The 15,981-nt window shown below is 63.7% G+C and carries 17 protein-coding genes; 8 read left to right on the forward strand and 9 right to left on the reverse strand.

The features are described from left to right. Positions 1-15: 15 nt before the first annotated feature. The 4 genes from sppA to arsC are packed head-to-tail and all read right to left on the reverse strand — an operon-like array spanning position 16 to position 3,238. Positions 16-1,875, reverse strand: coding sequence for a signal peptide peptidase SppA (gene sppA, locus LVE68_RS16210; protein ID WP_232941481.1), 1,860 nt, complete (start codon positions 1,873-1,875; stop codon positions 16-18). A gap of 60 nt (positions 1,876-1,935) precedes the next feature. Next, complete coding sequence (locus tag LVE68_RS16215; RefSeq protein WP_232941482.1) at positions 1,936-2,283, reverse strand: DUF2069 domain-containing protein; 348 nt, start codon at positions 2,281-2,283, stop codon at positions 1,936-1,938. Next, on the reverse strand, positions 2,280-2,894 hold the full coding sequence (wrbA, locus tag LVE68_RS16220; RefSeq protein ID WP_232941483.1) for an NAD(P)H:quinone oxidoreductase: 615 nt from the start codon (positions 2,892-2,894) through the stop codon (positions 2,280-2,282). The genes LVE68_RS16215 and wrbA overlap by 4 nt, the downstream gene beginning before the upstream one ends. Continuing rightward, positions 2,894-3,238 carry an arsenate reductase (glutaredoxin) gene (arsC, locus tag LVE68_RS16225; RefSeq protein ID WP_232941484.1) on the reverse strand — a complete coding sequence of 115 codons (345 nt, stop codon included), beginning with the start codon at positions 3,236-3,238 and terminating at the stop codon, positions 2,894-2,896. The genes wrbA and arsC overlap by 1 nt, the downstream gene beginning before the upstream one ends. A 121-nt stretch (positions 3,239-3,359) precedes the next feature. On the opposite strand from arsC, the gene LVE68_RS16230 reads away from it, so the two are divergent. The 8 genes from LVE68_RS16230 (at position 3,360) to LVE68_RS16265 (ending at position 10,688) form a co-directional block, all read left to right on the forward strand. After that, a complete protein-coding gene (locus tag LVE68_RS16230; RefSeq protein ID WP_232941485.1) occupies positions 3,360-4,802 on the forward strand; it encodes a YihY family inner membrane protein in 1,443 nt (480 codons plus the stop codon). Then, positions 4,777-5,214 carry a TlpA family protein disulfide reductase gene (locus LVE68_RS16235; protein ID WP_232941486.1) on the forward strand — a complete coding sequence of 146 codons (438 nt, stop codon included), beginning with the start codon at positions 4,777-4,779 and terminating at the stop codon, positions 5,212-5,214. Before LVE68_RS16230 ends, LVE68_RS16235 begins: the two co-directional genes overlap by 26 nt. Before the next feature lie 157 nt (positions 5,215-5,371). Beyond that, on the forward strand, positions 5,372-6,739 hold the full coding sequence (locus LVE68_RS16240; protein WP_232941487.1) for an L-cystine transporter: 1,368 nt from the start codon (positions 5,372-5,374) through the stop codon (positions 6,737-6,739). A 91-nt stretch (positions 6,740-6,830) separates the two neighbouring features. Further along, positions 6,831-7,532 (forward strand): alpha/beta fold hydrolase, encoded by a 702-nt coding sequence (locus LVE68_RS16245; RefSeq protein ID WP_232941488.1) that lies wholly within the window; start codon positions 6,831-6,833, stop codon positions 7,530-7,532. A 93-nt stretch (positions 7,533-7,625) separates the two neighbouring features. After that, positions 7,626-8,162, forward strand: coding sequence for a glycine zipper 2TM domain-containing protein (locus tag LVE68_RS16250; RefSeq protein WP_232941489.1), 537 nt, complete (start codon positions 7,626-7,628; stop codon positions 8,160-8,162). 107 nt (positions 8,163-8,269) lie between these two features. Then, positions 8,270-8,608 (forward strand): PepSY domain-containing protein, encoded by a 339-nt coding sequence (locus LVE68_RS16255; protein WP_232941490.1) that lies wholly within the window; start codon positions 8,270-8,272, stop codon positions 8,606-8,608. 37 nt (positions 8,609-8,645) lie between these two features. Beyond that, complete coding sequence (locus LVE68_RS16260; protein WP_232941491.1) at positions 8,646-9,320, forward strand: response regulator transcription factor; 675 nt, start codon at positions 8,646-8,648, stop codon at positions 9,318-9,320. Between the two features lie 24 nt (positions 9,321-9,344). Then, positions 9,345-10,688 carry an ATP-binding protein gene (locus LVE68_RS16265; protein WP_232941492.1) on the forward strand — a complete coding sequence of 448 codons (1,344 nt, stop codon included), beginning with the start codon at positions 9,345-9,347 and terminating at the stop codon, positions 10,686-10,688. Positions 10,689-10,820: 132 nt separating this feature from the next. On the opposite strand, the gene LVE68_RS16270 is transcribed toward LVE68_RS16265, so the two are convergent. The 5 genes from LVE68_RS16270 to LVE68_RS16290 all read right to left on the reverse strand — a co-directional run bounded on the left by LVE68_RS16270 (position 10,821) and on the right by LVE68_RS16290 (position 15,967). After that, complete coding sequence (locus LVE68_RS16270; RefSeq protein ID WP_232941493.1) at positions 10,821-12,623, reverse strand: acyl-CoA dehydrogenase; 1,803 nt, start codon at positions 12,621-12,623, stop codon at positions 10,821-10,823. A gap of 134 nt (positions 12,624-12,757) precedes the next feature. Beyond that, entirely contained in the window at positions 12,758-13,822 is a 1,065-nt protein-coding gene (locus LVE68_RS16275; protein ID WP_232941494.1) for an MJ1255/VC2487 family glycosyltransferase, read from the reverse strand. After that, the gene (locus LVE68_RS16280) at positions 13,819-14,349 is read right to left on the reverse strand and encodes a phosphatase PAP2 family protein (protein WP_232941495.1); all 531 of its coding nucleotides are present in this window, start codon (positions 14,347-14,349) and stop codon (positions 13,819-13,821) included. The genes LVE68_RS16275 and LVE68_RS16280 overlap by 4 nt, the downstream gene beginning before the upstream one ends. A gap of 153 nt (positions 14,350-14,502) precedes the next feature. Then, positions 14,503-15,570, reverse strand: coding sequence for a saccharopine dehydrogenase family protein (locus LVE68_RS16285; protein WP_232941496.1), 1,068 nt, complete (start codon positions 15,568-15,570; stop codon positions 14,503-14,505). A gap of 184 nt (positions 15,571-15,754) precedes the next feature. Beyond that, positions 15,755-15,967, reverse strand: a complete 213-nt coding sequence (locus tag LVE68_RS16290; RefSeq protein ID WP_232941497.1) for a DUF1653 domain-containing protein — start codon at positions 15,965-15,967, stop codon at positions 15,755-15,757. Positions 15,968-15,981: the final 14 nt, after the last annotated feature.

The raw sequence follows: 15,981 nt of genomic DNA on the forward strand, positions 1-15,981 counted from the left end.
GGCAGAAGATGGGGATCAGGGAGAGCTACAGGCCAGGCAGCGGGCATACAGGGCCCGCGGGTCGCGGAAGTTGCGCAGCTCGGCGAGGGGCTCCAGGGCTGGTTGCAGGCTGCTCAGCCAGGCGCCCAGGGGCAGGTTGGCCTGGAGGCTCGCCGCCACGCTGGCGTCGATATTCTCCGAGAGTGCCTGCATCAGCCGCTGGCCCGGTGTCAGCTGGCGCTTGATCTCCAGTACCTCATAGTCCTCGAGCTCTGCCAACTGCGCGGCTGAGGCGATGGCGTCGTCCAGGTAGCCCAGCTCATCCACCAGGCCCAGCTGCTGGGCAGCGCGACCGGTCCACACCTGGCCCTGGGCGATCTTGTGGACCTCCTCGGGGGTTGAGCCGCGGGCCTCGGCGACGATGCGCAGGAAGCGGGTATAGGTGTTTTCCACCCCCTGCTGGAGGATGTTGGCGGCGGATTCCGACAGGGGGCGGTCGAGTCGCATGGCGCCCGACAGCTCGGTAGTGCCCACGCCGTCGTTGTATATGCCCAGTGACTCGAGGGATTCCTCGAAAGTGGGGAAGGCACCGAATACGCCGATCGAGCCGGTGATAGTGGACGGTGCGGCCCAGATGCGGTCGGCGCCGGTGGCAATCCAGTAGCCGCCGGAAGCGGCCACGCTGCCCATGGAAAGCACCACCGGGATACCGGCTTCGCGGGTGGCGAGGAGCTCCTGGCGGATGGCCTCGGAGGCAAAGGCGGAGCCGCCACCACTGTCGACCCGCAATACCAGTGCCTTCACTTCCTTTTCGCGGGCCTGGCGGATCAGTTTGCCCAGGGAGGCGCTGCCGATCTGCCCGGCGGGGGCCTCGCCATCGACAATGGAGCCGGTGGCAGCGATCAGGCCCACCTTGTTCGCGGTCGGTGTGGGGATATGGGTGAGTTTCTGGTTGCGCAGGTACTTGTTGGCATCGATACCCTTGTAGCCGATCTCATCCTCGCCTTCGCCGATGGCTTTCCGGAGGGCGTCGATGGCCACCCGGCGACCGGCCAGCTCATCCACCAGCTGCTGTTCCAGCGCGGCCTCGGCCCAGCTGCCGTCATTGGCGGACAGGCGCTGGGGCAGTTCATTGATAAAACCGTCAAGGGTCTCTGGCGGCAGGTTGCGCAGGCCGGTTACCTGCTCGGTGTACTCGGTCCACAGCTCGTTCAGCCAGCGCTGGTTGTTGTCCCGCGAGGCCGGCGACATGTCGTCCCGGGTGTAGGGCTCGATAAAGTCCTTGTAGTCGCCCACGCGGAAGACATGGAAGTTTACCTTGAGCTTGTCCAGCGCGCTCTTGAAGTAGTTGCGGTAGCTGCCGAACCCGGTCAGCAGCACCGAGCCCATGGGGTTCAGGTAGATCTTGTCGGCATGGCTGGCGAGGAAGTACTGCGCCTGGGTGTAGTTGTCACCGATGGCGTAGACGGGCTTGTCGGCGGCCTTGAAGCGCTGCAGGGCCGCGCCGATCTCCTCGAGCTTGCTGAGGTTGGCGCCCATCAAGTAGTCCAGCTCCAGTACCACCGAGGAGATGCGCTTGTCCCTGGCGGCGAAATCAATGGCATCCACCACGTCCTTCACCCGGGTCTCCACCGGTCCCGGCGGTCCGCCGAGCAGGCCCGGGAAGCTGCGCGGTGGCGACATCTCATCCACCAGGAAACCGGTGGGGGCCACACGCAGGGCCGCGCCCTGGGGAATGGTGAGCTGCTCTTCCTTGCCGAAAATCACCATGCCGATGAACAGCAGGACCAGCAGGAACAGCAGGTTGGTGAACACCCGGCGCAGCCAGGTGATGGCACCGCCAATGCCACCGAAGAACCGGCGGATGAATCCTTTGTGGTGGGTTGATTCGGTCAAACCTCTTGTCTCCTTGTCTTGAGAGCGGGCCGCACGCGGGCACCGGGCGGTGTGCGCCAATTACACCATACGCTGCCAGCGACTGGTCATCATGGCAGAGAAGAACAGGGTAAGGCTAAGTGCCAGCAGGGCGCCATCCTGCCAGCCGCGCCCGGCCATCATTACGTCGACAATGCTGGCGCAGATGTAGACCAGCAGGATCAAGCACAGCCACAGGTAGCTGCGGTACCGCTGCTTGAGCATACCCGGCAGCACCAGTAGCAGGGGGGCCGTCTGCAGGATCCAGAGCGCGAGTGAGCCCCCTTCCAGGAACAGGTTCCAGACTGCGAACAGGACCAGCAGGCCGATATAGCAGGCCCAGTTCAGGCGCTGCCCCATTTTCAGTTTGCGGGCGACGGATTCGCTCATTGGCCGCGCTCTCCCAGCTTGTTCACCAGTTCCGCGACCCGCGCGCCCTGGGCGCGACAGAGTGCAATTTCGTCTTCAGTCAGTTGCGCGCCTTCGCTGCCACCAGCCCAGTGCGAGGCGCCGTAGGGCGTGCCGCCACTGGTGGTACGCATCAGCCGCGCCTCGGAGTAGGGAATACCGGCTATCAGCATACCGTGGTGCAGCAGTGGCAGCATCATTGACAGCAGGGTGGTCTCCTGGCCGCCGTGGATACTGCCGGTGGAGGTGAACACACCGGCGGGCTTGCCCGCCAGGCTGCCGTCCAGCCACATATCCCCGGTCTGGTCGAGGAAATAGCGCAGCGGTGCAGCCATGTTGCCAAAGCGGGTGGGGCTGCCCATCAGCAGCCCGGCGCAGTCGCGCAGTTCCTCCGGGCGGCAGTAGGGCGCGCCCTCATCGGGTATTGGGGGCGCGCTGGCCTCGGTGTCCGGTGAAACCGGCGGAACTGTGCGCAGCCGTGCCGGGACACCGGCGGATTCCACGCCGCGGGCGATCTCTGCCGCCATGCGCGCGGTAGAGCCACTGCGGCTGTAGTAGAGTACCAGTATGTAGTCGTCGGAACCCGGCGCCATCAGAGCAGCTCCAGTACGTTTTCCGGCGGACGGCCCAGCACAGCGCGGTCGCCTTTCACCACGATCGGGCGCTGGATCAGCTTGGGATGCTCCACCATCGCCTTAACCAGTTTTTCATCGGGCAGCTCTTTGTCCTTCAGGCCAAGTTCCTTATAGGCGTCCTCTCCGGTACGCAGTAACTGGCGCGCGCCAATGCCCAGCTTCTGCAGCAGCGCATTCAGGGTGTCCGCGTCCGGCGGGGTCTCCAGGTAGAGCACTACCTCCGGTTCGACGCCCTTTTCCTGTAATAACTGCAGGGTCTGGCGAGATTTTGAACAACGTGGGTTGTGGTAAATCGTCCACATGGCTTGGGTATCCTGTTATGGTTTGGCGTATTCTATGGCTTGATAAAAGCCCCTGACAAACAATCCCTGTCACTGGCGGCGCGGAGGTATTCGCCGCAGAACGCGAGAAATGGAAATCCCCATGACCGAACAGGTACACCGCTGGCGTCGCTTCCTGGTTTCCCTGTGGACGCTGTTCAACGAGAAGAACTGCCGCCAGAATGCGGCGGCGCTCACTTACATGACCCTGTTCGCCATTGTACCGCTGGTGACCGTGAGCTACGCCATGCTGTCCCTGTTCCCGGATTTTGCCGGGCTGGAAAACCGGTTGCAGCAGCAGATCTTCGAGCACCTGGTGCCGGCCAGCGGCCGTGAAGTCCAGGAATACATCAGCAGCTTCTCGGCCCAGGCGCAGCGGCTTACAGGGCCCGGTGTGGCAATCCTGATGGTTACTGCTGGCCTGATGCTGCGCAATATCGAGGCCACCTTCAACGCCATCTGGGATATCCCGCGCGGCCGTAGCGGCGTATCCAGCTTCCTGCTTTACTGGGCCATCCTCAGCCTGGGTCCCATCCTGCTGGGTGCCGGGCTGGTTATGTCCACCTACCTGATTTCGCAAAAATTGTTCCTGCCGGAAGAGGGCACCCTGGGACTGGTGCCCATGGTACTGCGCCTGCTGCCTTTCCTTTTTACCACGATCGCATTCACCCTGTTGTTCACTGCCGTGCCTAACTGCCGTGTGCCGCTGCGCCACGGCATCGCGGGGGGCGTCATCACTGCCTTCGCCTTTGAACTGGCCAAAGTCCTGTTCGGAATCATGGTAGCCCGCAGCTCGGTACAGGCCATCTACGGGGCCTTCGCTTTCGTGCCATTGTTCCTGATGTGGATTTTCCTGCTGTGGATGATCGTGCTGGCCGGGTGTGTGCTCGTGCGGATGCTCTCGGCATACGATGCGGCGGCACAGGGCAGGAAATATTCTGACGTGATGGCGACCCTGGTGTTGCTGTGGGAAGCCTTCCGCAAGTACCAGCACGGTCTGCCCCTGCGGGACCAGGATATTTCCCGTGCGGGTATCAAGCCGGCGCAGTGGCGACGGATTCGCGAGGTACTGCAACGCCACAAGGTATTTACCCAGAACGATCGCAATGACTTTGTCCTGCAGCGCGACCTGGATTCCATTTCCCTGATGCAGCTGGCCGGCTGGATGAACCCGGCCCCGCTGACTTCGGCCAGCCATGCGGCCTTGCAGGACCAGCCGTGGTTCGGCGAAGTGGAAAAGCGTTTCAGCGCCGTGCGGGAATTTACCGGTGAACAGCTGGCGATGAGTGTCGCCGAGCTGTTTCGTGGTACCAGCGGCGACAGCGACGCCGACAAGTCCGGCGGGGCGGGCGGGTCGCGTGGCAAAAGCGGCGGCACCACTACGAGAAACAGAAAAACCAGGAGCAAGCGCGGGAGTGACAAGAGTGCGACTGAAAGCAGTAAGTCCGCGGCCGGCAAAGCCGGTAAAACGGGTAAAGAGGAAGCCGGCAGCAGTGAAGCCATGGGCAGCCTGTCTTTTTTTGGCCGCCGCAATAAGCGGGTGTGACCGCGACGACCGGGAACAGGCTCTGGCCACTATCGATGGTGAATCTGTCGATACCGGCGGCAAGGTGCTGCTGGTGAATTACTGGGCCGAGTGGTGCGCTCCCTGCCGCGAGGAAATCCCCGAACTCAACCGTTTCGACCGCGCCCATGACAATGTCCTGGTGCTGGGGGTCAATTACGATGCACCGCCGGCGGAACAAGCCCGCGAACAGGCCGGCAAGCTCGGCATCGAGTTCCCGGTGCTGGCGACGGACCCGGCAGCTACGTGGGGCCAGCAGCGCCCGTCGGTATTGCCCAGCACCCTGGTGATCGGCAGCGATGGCCGCTGGGTGACTACCCTGGTGGGCCCGCAGACAGAGGCGGACCTGGGCCGGGCCGTTGACAACCTGGCCGCGGACGATAACGCGCATTGATCCCGGTTCCGGTAATACAGCACTCGCACTGAAGCCTCGCCCTGCGCAATCCAAGGTGATCTGCTTCTAAGGCTATAACGAAAGTAACTATATGTTGGTGCGTCCGGGTTGTTAGCATCCCGCGCGATTTCCATTGGCTGATGTTACCGGGGTGGCAATGCACCTGACTTCTTTTCTGTTCCTCGCGCTGTTTTTCGTCCTGTTGTGGCCGCTGCATCTCTGGCACCGCCGCCACGACAGCCTGGCGCCGGCCGTGTTCGCCGGCCTGGTTCTGGGCCTGCTGTTTGGCGGCTTGCTGCAGCTGGCGCGGGACTGGGGCGCGGTGCCGGCCGAGGTCCTGCCCTGGATCGCGGTGCTGGGCGATGGTTATGTGAACCTGCTGTACGTCCTGGTGATGCCCCTGGTGCTGGTTTCGATCCTGGCGGCGGTGGTGCGGGTGAGCAATTCCCAGTCGCTGGGCAAGATCAGTGTGTCGGTGCTGGCGGTGTTGCTGGGGACCACCGCGGTGGCGGCGCTGGTTGGCGTTGCCATGGCGCAGTTGTTCGGCCTGTCCGCCGAAGGGCTGGTGGAGGGCTCCCGTGAGGCGGCCCGGGCCGAGGTGCTGGGCGAGCGCATGGGCCGCGTCAGTGAACTGGGTGTCCCGGAAATCCTGGTATCCTTTATTCCCGAGAATATTTTTGCGGACCTGGCCGGTACCCGCGATACGTCGGTGATCGCGGTGGTGGTTTTCGCGGTGTTGCTGGGGCTGGCGGCCCTGGGAGTGCGCCGGGAAAACCCTGAGCAAGGGGCAAAGATTGAATCTGCCGTGGCGGTGGCCCAGGTCTGGGTAATGAAACTGGTGCGCCTGGTGATGGCATTCACACCCTACGGCATCATGGCCCTGGTGGCGGAACTGATTGCCAGCTCCAGCTGGGCGGATATCGTCAACCTGCTCAGTTTTGTGGTGGCCTCGTTCGTGGCCATCGGCCTGATGTTCCTGGTGCATGGCCTGCTGCTGCTGGCCAACGGCATTAGTCCGCTGCACTATTTTGCCAAAGTGTGGCCGGTGCTGGTGTTCGCCTTCAGCTCCCGCTCCAGTGCGGCGACTATTCCGCTGAATGTGGAAACCCAGATTGATGAACTGGGGAATTCGCCTGCGATTGCCAACTTCTCTGCCTCCTTCGGGGCGACCATCGGCCAGAATGGTTGCGCGGGTATCTACCCCGCCATGCTGGCGGTGATGGTGGCGGTGCCCATGGGCATCGATGTGCTGGATCCTCTGTGGCTGGCCAGCCTGGTGGCGGTGGTGGTAATCAGCTCGTTCGGTATCGCCGGTGTCGGTGGCGGCGCGACCTTTGCCGCGCTGGTGGTGTTGCCCACCATGGGGTTGCCGGTAACCATTGCCGCGCTGCTGATCTCGGTGGAGCCGCTGATCGACATGGCGCGCACGGCGCTGAACGTGAACGGTGCCATGACCGCGGGTACCCTGTCCCAGCGCTGGCTGGGCGCCAGCCTGCCTGCGGCAGAAGAGGCCCTGCCGGACTGAGCCGGCAGGGTAGTGCGGGAAACTGCAACGCGGTAATGGCCGAGAGTGGCCGCAGGAAAGCAGGGCAGGGAGCGGGTTAGGGGAAGATGCCATGACGTCACAGCCTCCACTGGTAATGATTCCGGGCACCATGTGCGACGAACGCCTGTGGGGATCGCTGTGGCCGCAACTTGCCCCCCTGCAGCCCCGGCACCAGGCCATCCCCGGCGGTGACAGTGTCGCGACACTGGTTCGGGCGCTGGCCGCGGCGCTACCGGACAAGCCGGTAAACCTGCTGGGCTTCTCACTGGGGGGCTACCTGGCGGCGGCACTGGCCTGCGCCCACCCGGAGCGGGTGGCGCGGCTGTTTATCTGTTCCAACACCCCCTGCGCCCTGCCGGACACCGAGCTGAAGCAGCGCCGGCAGCTGCTGAACTGGGTGTCGCGCAATGGCTACGGTGGTATCAGCGACCGCAAAATAGCCGCCATGCTGGCGCCGGAGAACCGGGGCCGGGACGACATTGCGGCTATCATGCGCGCCATGGACGCCAGCCTGGGCGAGAAAGCCCTGGTGGCACAGCTGGGTGCCACCAGTGAGCGGGCGGACCTGGCGCGCGAGCTGGCCGATGTACCAATCCCCGTGACTTTCTGTTTCGGTGAGCATGACGCACTGGTCACGCGCGGGTGGCTCGATGACCTGCAGGAGCGGCGGCCCGATGTGGCGCTGCGGGAGGTGCCCGGCGCAGGCCATATGCTGCCGCTGGAGCAACCGCGCCCCCTGGCCCTTGAGATCCGGCGCTGGCTGGACGCCTGACCACTTTCCCCGGGCCGGGTTCCGCCGGATTCAGGTTCGATTCAGTGATCCCCGCTTAAAGTGCTCCCATCGATGATCAATGGGAGACCGATCATGCTTCTGAACAAGAAATTCCTGTTTGCGGTAGTGGTAGGTGCGCTGGTGGGCTTCAGTGCCACTGTCAGTGCCGGCGGCAGTGGCTATTACGGCGACCGCGGTGAATACGACTTTGCCCGCGTAACCGATGCTATTCCCGTTTACAACGATATCCAGGTACTGGAACCCCGCACCCAGTGCTGGGAAGAGCAGGTTGCCTATCCGGGCCGCGGCTCCGCGGCCGGCACCCTGATCGGCGGCCTGATTGGCGCGGCCGTGGGCAACAAGGCCGGGCACCACCGGCGCGGCCGCAATGCGCGGACACTCGCCGGTGCCGCCATTGGTGCCACTATCGGCCACGGCATCAGCAGCCGCAACAATGCTCGCTACGTGACCGAGCAGCGCTGCCAGACTGTAGACGAATATGTCACCCGCCGCGAGCTGGTCGGGTACGATGTCCGCTATCGTTATAATGGGCGGGAATATTTGACTCGCACGGATCGCCATCCTGGCGATAGAATCAGGGTTCGCGTCGACGTGGCCCCCGCCTGGTGATGCCTGTGCGCGGGGAGACCGTGACGCCCAGCGAAGAAGTAACCAGTACTGCCAGAGAATTCGGTACTGAATGCAAGTACCGCGAACGTGCTACCAGGAGCTGCACCGTGAAATCCATCTGTGCCCTTTGCCGTCAGGCGCGTGTTGTATTGGCACTCTTTATCGCCCTGTGCGCCGCGCCCCTGCAGGCGTCCGTGCCGCCGGTGGTTGCGCCGCAGGCCGCACAGGCGGACCACCTGCAGGTCAGGATCCTCAAGGTCCAGAAGCGCGAGATATCCCGCGAGCAGGCGGCAGCGCTGGTCAAGCGCCGCTACGGCGGCAAGATACTGGCGGTATCGGAGACCAGCCGCAAGGGTCGCCCGGCCTACCGGGTAAAGGGACTCTCGGATAAAAGCCAGGTTTACGTGGTCTACGTGGATAAGCAGAGCGGCCGCATCATGCGCTGAGCCGCCGGTAAAATGAATTTGAGCAGAGGGGGAAGCCATGCGCGCACTGTTGGTGGAAGATGAGGAGCTGCTGCGCAAGCAGCTGGCGAATTCCCTGCGCGATGCGGGCTATACAGTGGATGAGGCCCCGGACGGCAATGAGGCCCTGTACTACGGCCGCGAATTTCCCTACGACGTGGCGGTGATGGACCTGGGCCTGCCGGGCGTCGACGGTATCCAGGTGATCGAGACCCTGCGCCGCGAGGACAAGCATTTTCCCATCCTGATCCTGACCGCCCGTGGCCACTGGCAGGAGCGGGTCAAGGGGCTGGAAGCCGGTGGCGATGATTACCTGGTCAAGCCTTTCCATACCGAGGAATTGCTGGCGCGGCTGAATGCGCTGGTGCGGCGCTCCGCCGGTTTTTCCTCCCCCAGCATCAAGGCCGGGCCCATTGTGATGGATACCTCGTCGCAGCGGGTGCGGGTGGACGATGCGGAGCTGGACCTCACCTCGTTTGAGTACAAGGTTCTGGAATACCTGATGCTGCACCCGGATGAGGTGGTTTCCAAGACGACCCTGACCGAGCATATTTACGAGCAGGACTGCGACCGCGACAGCAACGTGATCGAGGTGTTTATCGGCCGCCTGCGCAAGAAGCTCGATGCCGCCGGGGCTGCCGGCCCCATCCAGACGCTGCGCGGTCGCGGTTATCGCTTCGTGGCTCCCGAATAAACGCTGTAACCGGTTAGACAATCCGTGCTCTCCTCCTGGCTCAATTCCCTCAAGGGACGGCTCTCGCTGGTCACCACGCTCGTGCTGGTGGCCTTTCTCGTATTGATTTCCACGGTACTCCAGCACGCTTACCGCACCTCCCTGGCCGAGGCCAAGAAGCGCGAGCTGCAGTTGCACGTCTATACCCTGCTGGCGGTGGCGGAGCCGGAGGGCGACAGCCTGCGGCTGCCGCCGGCGCTGCCGGAACAGCGCTTTAACCAGCCGGACTCGGGCCTGGTGGGGGTAGTGGCGGACCAGCGCGGGCGCATCATCTGGCGCTCCGAATCGGCGCTGGCGATGGACCAGCTGCCCTCGCACCCGCTGCCACAGGGGCGCGAGGTCTTTGCGCAGATGAGCCTGGGCAAGAGCGGCCTGTACAGCACTTTCCGCCAGGGCATCGCCTGGGGCCTGGACAACGAGCAGCGCTACACCTTTATCGTGCTCGAGGATGCCGCTCCCATGCAGGCGCAGGTGGAACAGTTCCGCTCCACCATCTGGCGCTGGCTGGGCCTGGGCGCGCTGTTGCTGGTGGTGACCCAGTGGCTGGTCATGCGCTGGGGGCTCGCGCCACTGAGGGCGGTGGCGGAATCCTTGCGGGAGATGCAGCGCGGTGGCAGTGACCGGTTGCAGGGCAACTTCCCACGGGAACTGAAACCGCTGACCGACAACCTGAACCTGCTGATCGAGAACGAGCGGCGCCAGCGTGAGAAGACCCGGCATACCCTGGCCGACCTTGCCCACAGCCTGAAGACGCCGCTGGCGGTGCTGAAGGGCCTGAATTTTTCCCGCGACCCGCGCGAGGCCTACTCCAACCTGATCGAGCAGGTGCAGCGCATGGACAGCATCATCAGTTACCAGCTGCAGCGGGCCGTCGCCAGCTCACCCAAGTCGATCCTGCGCGGGGTGGAGATCAGGCCGCTGCTGGGCAAGATCCTCGACGCGCTGGAGAAGGTGTACCGGGACAAGCCGGCCGAGGTGGAAGTGGATTGCGCGGACGGTGCACTCTTCTACGGTGACGAGGGCGACCTGATGGAACTGCTGGGCAACCTGCTGGACAACGCCTACAAATACGGCGACGGCAAGATTGCCGTGCGGGTGGCCAACGGCGATGACAACCGCAGCCTGCAGCTGACGGTGGGTGACAACGGCCCCGGGATCAGCGCCGATTACTGGGAACGGGTTACCGAGCGGGGCGTGCGCGCCGACCAGCAGCAACAGGGGCAGGGCATCGGCCTCGCGGTGGTGGTCGATATCGTCGAGAGCTACAAGGGCGAGATCTCGGTGGGGGAATCGGCCCTGGGCGGGGCGGAAATCCGCGTGGATCTCTGAACCACTATGCTGGGTGCCAGGTCCGGTTCATGGCGTAATGCGCTGCGCTTATTGCACCCCGGCTTCCGGCATAAACCGTGAAGCAGGCGCAGGGTGCAATGAGCAACGGGAATTGCACCATTCCCGCCGAATTCAGAACCACTCTTCCCGCATCTCGAACGGCACCCCGTTACCAGCGTCCAGCAGCGCCAGCTGCGGCACGATTTCCGGCAGCTCCCACTCCATGTAGTAGCGCGCCGCCTGCAGCTTACCGCGGTAGAAGTTGCGCTCTTCCTCGCGGTTGGTGGTGTCCAGCGCCCGGTCGGCAGCCAGTGCCTGGCGCAGCCAGGTCCAGGCCGCCACCACACGCCCGAAGGCATCCAGGTAGACAGTGGCGTTGGCCAGGCCGCGATCGACATCGGCCTGCAGCTGGCCCATCAGTGCCAGTGTGGTGGCGTCCAGGCGCTGCAGGTGCTGTTCCAGTGCTTCGGCCATCGGTGCCAGCGCCTCGCGGTCGCGCGCCTGCATCACGGTCTGGCGGATCTCCTCCTGCAACAGGCGATAGCCCTCCAGCTGGTCCATGGGCAGCTTGCGTCCCAGCAGGTCGAGGCCGTGGATGCCCTCGGTGCCCTCGTGGATCGGGTTGAGGCGGTTGTCCCGGTAGAGTTGTTCCAGCGGGTATTCCCGCGTGTAGCCGGCGCCGCCGAGTACCTGAATGGCCAGCTCGTTGGCTTTCAGGCCATAGCGGGACGGCCAGCTTTTTACCACCGGGGTCAGCAGGTCCAGCAGTTTCGCCGCCCGCTCGCGCTCCCGGCTGGTTTCTGCGGTGCGCTGGTCCTCGAACAGGGAGGAGGCGTACAGGCACAATGCCAGCCCGCCCTCCACATAGGACTTCTGGGCCAGCAGCATGCGCCGCACATCCGCGTGGCGGATGATCGGCACCTGTTTCGATTGCGGGTCGCGAGTGGAGGGCAGTCGGCCCTGGGGGCGCTCGCGGGCGTACTGCAGGGAATGGTTATAGCCCTGGTAACCCAGCACTGCCGCGCCGACACCCACACCGATGCGGGCCTCGTTCATCATCTGGAACATGTAGGCCAGCCCCTTGTGTGGCTCGCCCACCAGGTAGCCCACGGCTCCATCTTCCTCACCGAAACTGAGCACGGTGGAGGTGGTATTGCGGTAGCCCATCTTGTGCAGCAGGCCCGCCAGTTTCACATCGTTGGGCTGTGCGGGGCGGCCGTCTTGACCGGGAAGCACCTTGGGCACAATAAACAATGAGATGCCCTTTACCCCGGCCGGGGCCCCTTTGATCCTGGCCAGCACCATATGCACGATATTGTCTGTCAGGGACTGGTCGCCGCCGGAGATATACATTTTCTGTCCGCGGATACGGTAGGTGCCGTCACCGGCCTCCTCGGCGGTGGTGCGGATATCCGCCAGGGCCGAGCCCTGGTCCGGTTCCGTCAGTGCCATGGTGCCGGCACAGCGGCCGTCCAGCATCGGCGGCAGGAACTGCGCTTTCAGAGCGTCGCTGGCGAAGGCATGCACCAGGTTCGCGGCGCCAATGGTAAGGAAAGGGTAGGCGGCCGAGGCCACATTGGCGGCGCTGATGGTGGCCAGGCAGGTTCGCAACACCACTTCCGGCAACTGCATGCCGCCATCCCCGAAATCGTGGTGGGCGGCCAGGAAACCCGCCTCGGCAAAGGCATCCCAGGCCTGCTGGGTTTCCTCCACCAGGTGCACCCGCTCGCCGTCGAAAGTGGGTTCGTGGGCATCGCCACGGGCATTGTGGTTGGCGAAAAACTTTTCCGCCACGGTGCGCGCGGTCTGCAGGGTGGCTCGGAAGGTGTCTTCGGAGTGCTCGCTGTAGCGGGGGCGCTGGAGCAGTTTCAGTGTGTCGAGAAACTCGTACAGCAGGAAATCGATATCGCGTTCGTTGAGCAATTGCGCGGTCATGACTACCCCGTTGGTCCGTGACTGTGGATCTTGCCAGTCAGTAGACCGTTGCCGGGGAAACGCTGCAATGACCTTTGCGCTAATCCCGGCGGCCTTTATTTACCAGGGGCGGGGCAGGCAGGGACTGTAAAGACTTATTCTGCCAGGTCACCGACCGGCAGGCGCTCGGTTTCGTTGCCGGGCAGAACCTGTCGCCACAGCTCCCCGACCAGCGCCTCCCGGGATTCGCGCCGGCCCTCCGCCAGCCAGCGTGCAATGCTGGCGGCTACGTCCGGCCACTGGATCTGTGCCCCGGCCGGGTTGCTGTCCAGCCAGGCGCGGATCGTTGCCGCGTCGACCCGCTCAACCACGGTGGCCAGCTGCAGTTGCTCCAGCGCCATGGCGTTGGCCTCCTGCTCGAACTGGCCCGCCAGCGGGCGGGTGAGGATCGGCTTGCCCAGGGTCAGCGTTTCGGCGATCAGCTCAAACCCGCTGTTGCAGATTACGGCGCGGGCGCTGGCCACATCCTGCTGGAATTCCTCGATCGCCGGTGCTTTTAACTGGATATTGTCCGCCACTTTCATATCGGTGGGCAGGCCGTAGGCAATGATCGGGTAGGGCAGGCTGCCCAGCTGCTTCACCAGGGGCTCGTGGTGCTCAAACGGCAGGTAGACAAGGATATGCTCACCGCTTTCTTCCTTGCCGTGGGGGCGGGCGATGGGCGGCAGGATCGGGTGACCGAAATGGTGCCAGTGCATCCCCAGGCTTTGCTGCACCGGTGCAAAGGCACGCATGATGCCGCGGGCCATCCAGCCGAAGCGGGGCGCGGGAATGGGGAAATTGAACGCATACTGGTGCCCCATGCCCAGGCTGGGTACGCCGTGGCGCTTTGCCGCCCAGGCGGTAACCGGCTCGAAGTCGCTGATCACCAGGTCAAAATCCTGCACGGGCAGGCTGGCGATATCCTTCCACAGCCGGCGCGGGTGCAACTGGCGCACCGTAGCCAGCTGGTCGATGCGGCCCTTGCGGTTGACAAAGGTCAGTCCCTCGCGCCACCAGAATTCCCCGAATGCTTCCATGCGGAAGAGTTTCTCCGGGGGGCGGCCGGAAAAGAGCCACTGTATTTCCAGCTCGGGATGATTTTCGAAGGCCCTGGCCATGGCGCGGGCGCGGGAAATATGGCCGTTACCGGTGCCCTGGACACCGTAGAGGATTTTCACAGAACAGCTCCGCAGACTAACAGGCCGACACTGGTGCCGAGGGCGGCACCGGCGCAGACATCAGTTGGAAAGTGCACGCCCAGACCCACGCGGGAAGTCCCGACCCCGGCAGCCCAGAAATAGCCCAGTAACCATAGCGGGTTCACCGCCTGGGACAGCACCGTGATAAACAGGAAGGCTCCGGAGGTGTGCCCGGAGGGCAGGCTGAAACGGTCGTGGGCGACGATCACCGAGCGCATGCCGGGAATCGCCTGCGGCGGTCGCAACCGGCGCGTGGTGTTCTTGATGGTCCAGTACAGCGACCGCTCGAGTGCGTAGGCCGTGCCGCAGACGTAGAAAAACTGCAACGCGGCGGCGGTAGTGTTGAAAAGGGCGACCACCAGCGGCGAGACCAGGTAAAGCCAGCCGTCTGCCGAGCGGGATAACCACAGGTAGTTCCTGCGTGAGGCCGGCCTTGTCGCCCGGTCTGCCATATGCAGCACCAGGGACACGTCGATTGTTTTCAGGGTGACAGGTAAGCTTCGCATGCAGCCAAGTTACGAAGGCTGTATTGCGCGGAATTGACCGATTGATGTCAGGACTGTGAAATATGCCGTGGCAGGACGTGAGCGGGCCCCTCTGCAGGGAGAGGGGCCCCGCAGCCGGGCGCGACAGCGGGGCAGGTGTTGCCGCCGGTGGAATCAGTCGATACCGATCTTGATGGTGCCGGATCCCGGCAGCTTCTCCACCAGTTCTGATCCGCAGAGTTTTGACGGGGTGTAATAGCCGCCCGGGCCGTCATAGGAAAGCAGGTGCTCCATCACCGCCAGGGAACCGTGCACGGTGACATCGTAGCCGTTGGCAGTAACCACCCGGCCGATCTTCCGTTCGCCGCGGCGGTCGTTGCGTACCTCGCCCCAGACCCACGTCTGCTGTTCCGCGCGCTTCTCTTCATCGGGGCCCTGCACCGACTTGTCCACCTTGCCCTTGAGCCAGTCCTGCACCCACTCCATGCGCAGCAGCCAGCGCAGCTTGTTCAGGCGCTTGAGCTTCTTGGCCCGGCGCGGGCTCATGGGAATATAGACTTCGATATTGGGTATCTGGGTGGTGTAGTAAGCCGTTACCACGTCGCCCCAGGGGATGGCGACGGCGAATTTCTCGCCGCGGCCAAAATCAATTTTGCGTGTCAGCTCGGCGTGATCGATGATCTCTACCTTGCCCTGGCGCCGCACGGCGCTGCCCACACCCAGGCTCTCGATGGAGGTTTTGGCGGTGCCCGGGCTCAGGCCGGAATCCGAGTCGAATCCCAGGGTGAGGTGGGTGGCGGTGGGGATGGCATGGTGCAATGCTGCCGCCAGGCAGTCGGTGGGGATAACATCGAAACCGGTGCCGGGGCAGAGAACCACACCGGCGGACCGGGCCTCGCCGTGCAGGTCATTGGCCTGCTGGTAAACCTGCATTTCGCCGGTAATATCCTGGTAGTGGGTGCCGGTGGCAATACAGGCGCGCATCATGGGTTCGGCCGTAGTGGAAAAGGGCCCGGCGCAGTGGATAACCACATCGATATCCTGCAGCATGCGCTCCAGGGTATCGCTGTCCTCCAGGCTGACAGCAATTGCCGGCAGGCCCAGCTCTTCCGACAACGGTTGCAGTTTCTTCGCGTTGCGGCCGGCCAGGATCGGCCGATATCCCTTGGCCACGGCGGCGCGGGCGATCAGTTCCCCCGTATAGCCGTTGGCACCATAGATCATTATTTTTTTGTCGTTCACCGAGTGACCTTATTCACTTGCTGGTTGTGTTGTCGTATCAGTTACTGACCCGGAATCCGTGCCGGGGTACTTCGGGGGCGGGAATTGCGCGCATTGGCGCGTGCTGGTCCGTTGCAACCTGACAGCAAGATTGCCGTCACAATACTCCACGAGAGGAACGCAACATTACTGGCGCGGTAACCGACTAGTCAAATGCCCTGACCAGGGCGAAGCGGGGCTGGGACTCGCCGTTCCGGTCGACAGTCTCGGCAAACATGGCCAATGGCCGCACCCAGACCCCGTAATCACCGTACAGGGCCCGGTATACTGCGAGCCGCTCGCCGGTCTCGCTGTGAGTGCCCACTTCCATCAGTTCGTAGAGATTGCCTTTATAGTGGCGATAGATTCCGCGTTGCATGATTCCGTTCCAGT

It is taken from the genome of Microbulbifer sp. YPW16, from assembly GCF_021290385.1.
GTDB classification, from domain to species: domain Bacteria; phylum Pseudomonadota; class Gammaproteobacteria; order Pseudomonadales; family Cellvibrionaceae; genus Microbulbifer; species Microbulbifer zhoushanensis.

What these genes read in the sequence shown, in the direction of transcription:
- LVE68_RS16290 (WP_232941497.1), bottom strand. Translation starts at nt 15,967, where the DNA reads ATGCAACGCGGAATCTATCGCCACTATAAAGGCAATCTCTACGAACTG.
- wrbA (WP_232941483.1), bottom strand. Translation starts at nt 2,894, where the DNA reads ATGGCGCCGGGTTCCGACGACTACATACTGGTACTCTACTACAGCCGC.
- LVE68_RS16245 (WP_232941488.1), top strand. Translation starts at nt 6,831, where the DNA reads ATGACGTCACAGCCTCCACTGGTAATGATTCCGGGCACCATGTGCGAC.
- LVE68_RS16250 (WP_232941489.1), top strand. Translation starts at nt 7,626, where the DNA reads ATGCTTCTGAACAAGAAATTCCTGTTTGCGGTAGTGGTAGGTGCGCTG.
- arsC (WP_232941484.1), bottom strand. Translation starts at nt 3,238, where the DNA reads ATGTGGACGATTTACCACAACCCACGTTGTTCAAAATCTCGCCAGACC.
- LVE68_RS16240 (WP_232941487.1), top strand. Translation starts at nt 5,372, where the DNA reads ATGCACCTGACTTCTTTTCTGTTCCTCGCGCTGTTTTTCGTCCTGTTG.
- LVE68_RS16230 (WP_232941485.1), top strand. Translation starts at nt 3,360, where the DNA reads ATGACCGAACAGGTACACCGCTGGCGTCGCTTCCTGGTTTCCCTGTGG.
- LVE68_RS16260 (WP_232941491.1), top strand. Translation starts at nt 8,646, where the DNA reads ATGCGCGCACTGTTGGTGGAAGATGAGGAGCTGCTGCGCAAGCAGCTG.
- LVE68_RS16270 (WP_232941493.1), bottom strand. Translation starts at nt 12,623, where the DNA reads ATGACCGCGCAATTGCTCAACGAACGCGATATCGATTTCCTGCTGTAC.
- LVE68_RS16215 (WP_232941482.1), bottom strand. Translation starts at nt 2,283, where the DNA reads ATGAGCGAATCCGTCGCCCGCAAACTGAAAATGGGGCAGCGCCTGAAC.
- LVE68_RS16280 (WP_232941495.1), bottom strand. Translation starts at nt 14,349, where the DNA reads ATGCGAAGCTTACCTGTCACCCTGAAAACAATCGACGTGTCCCTGGTG.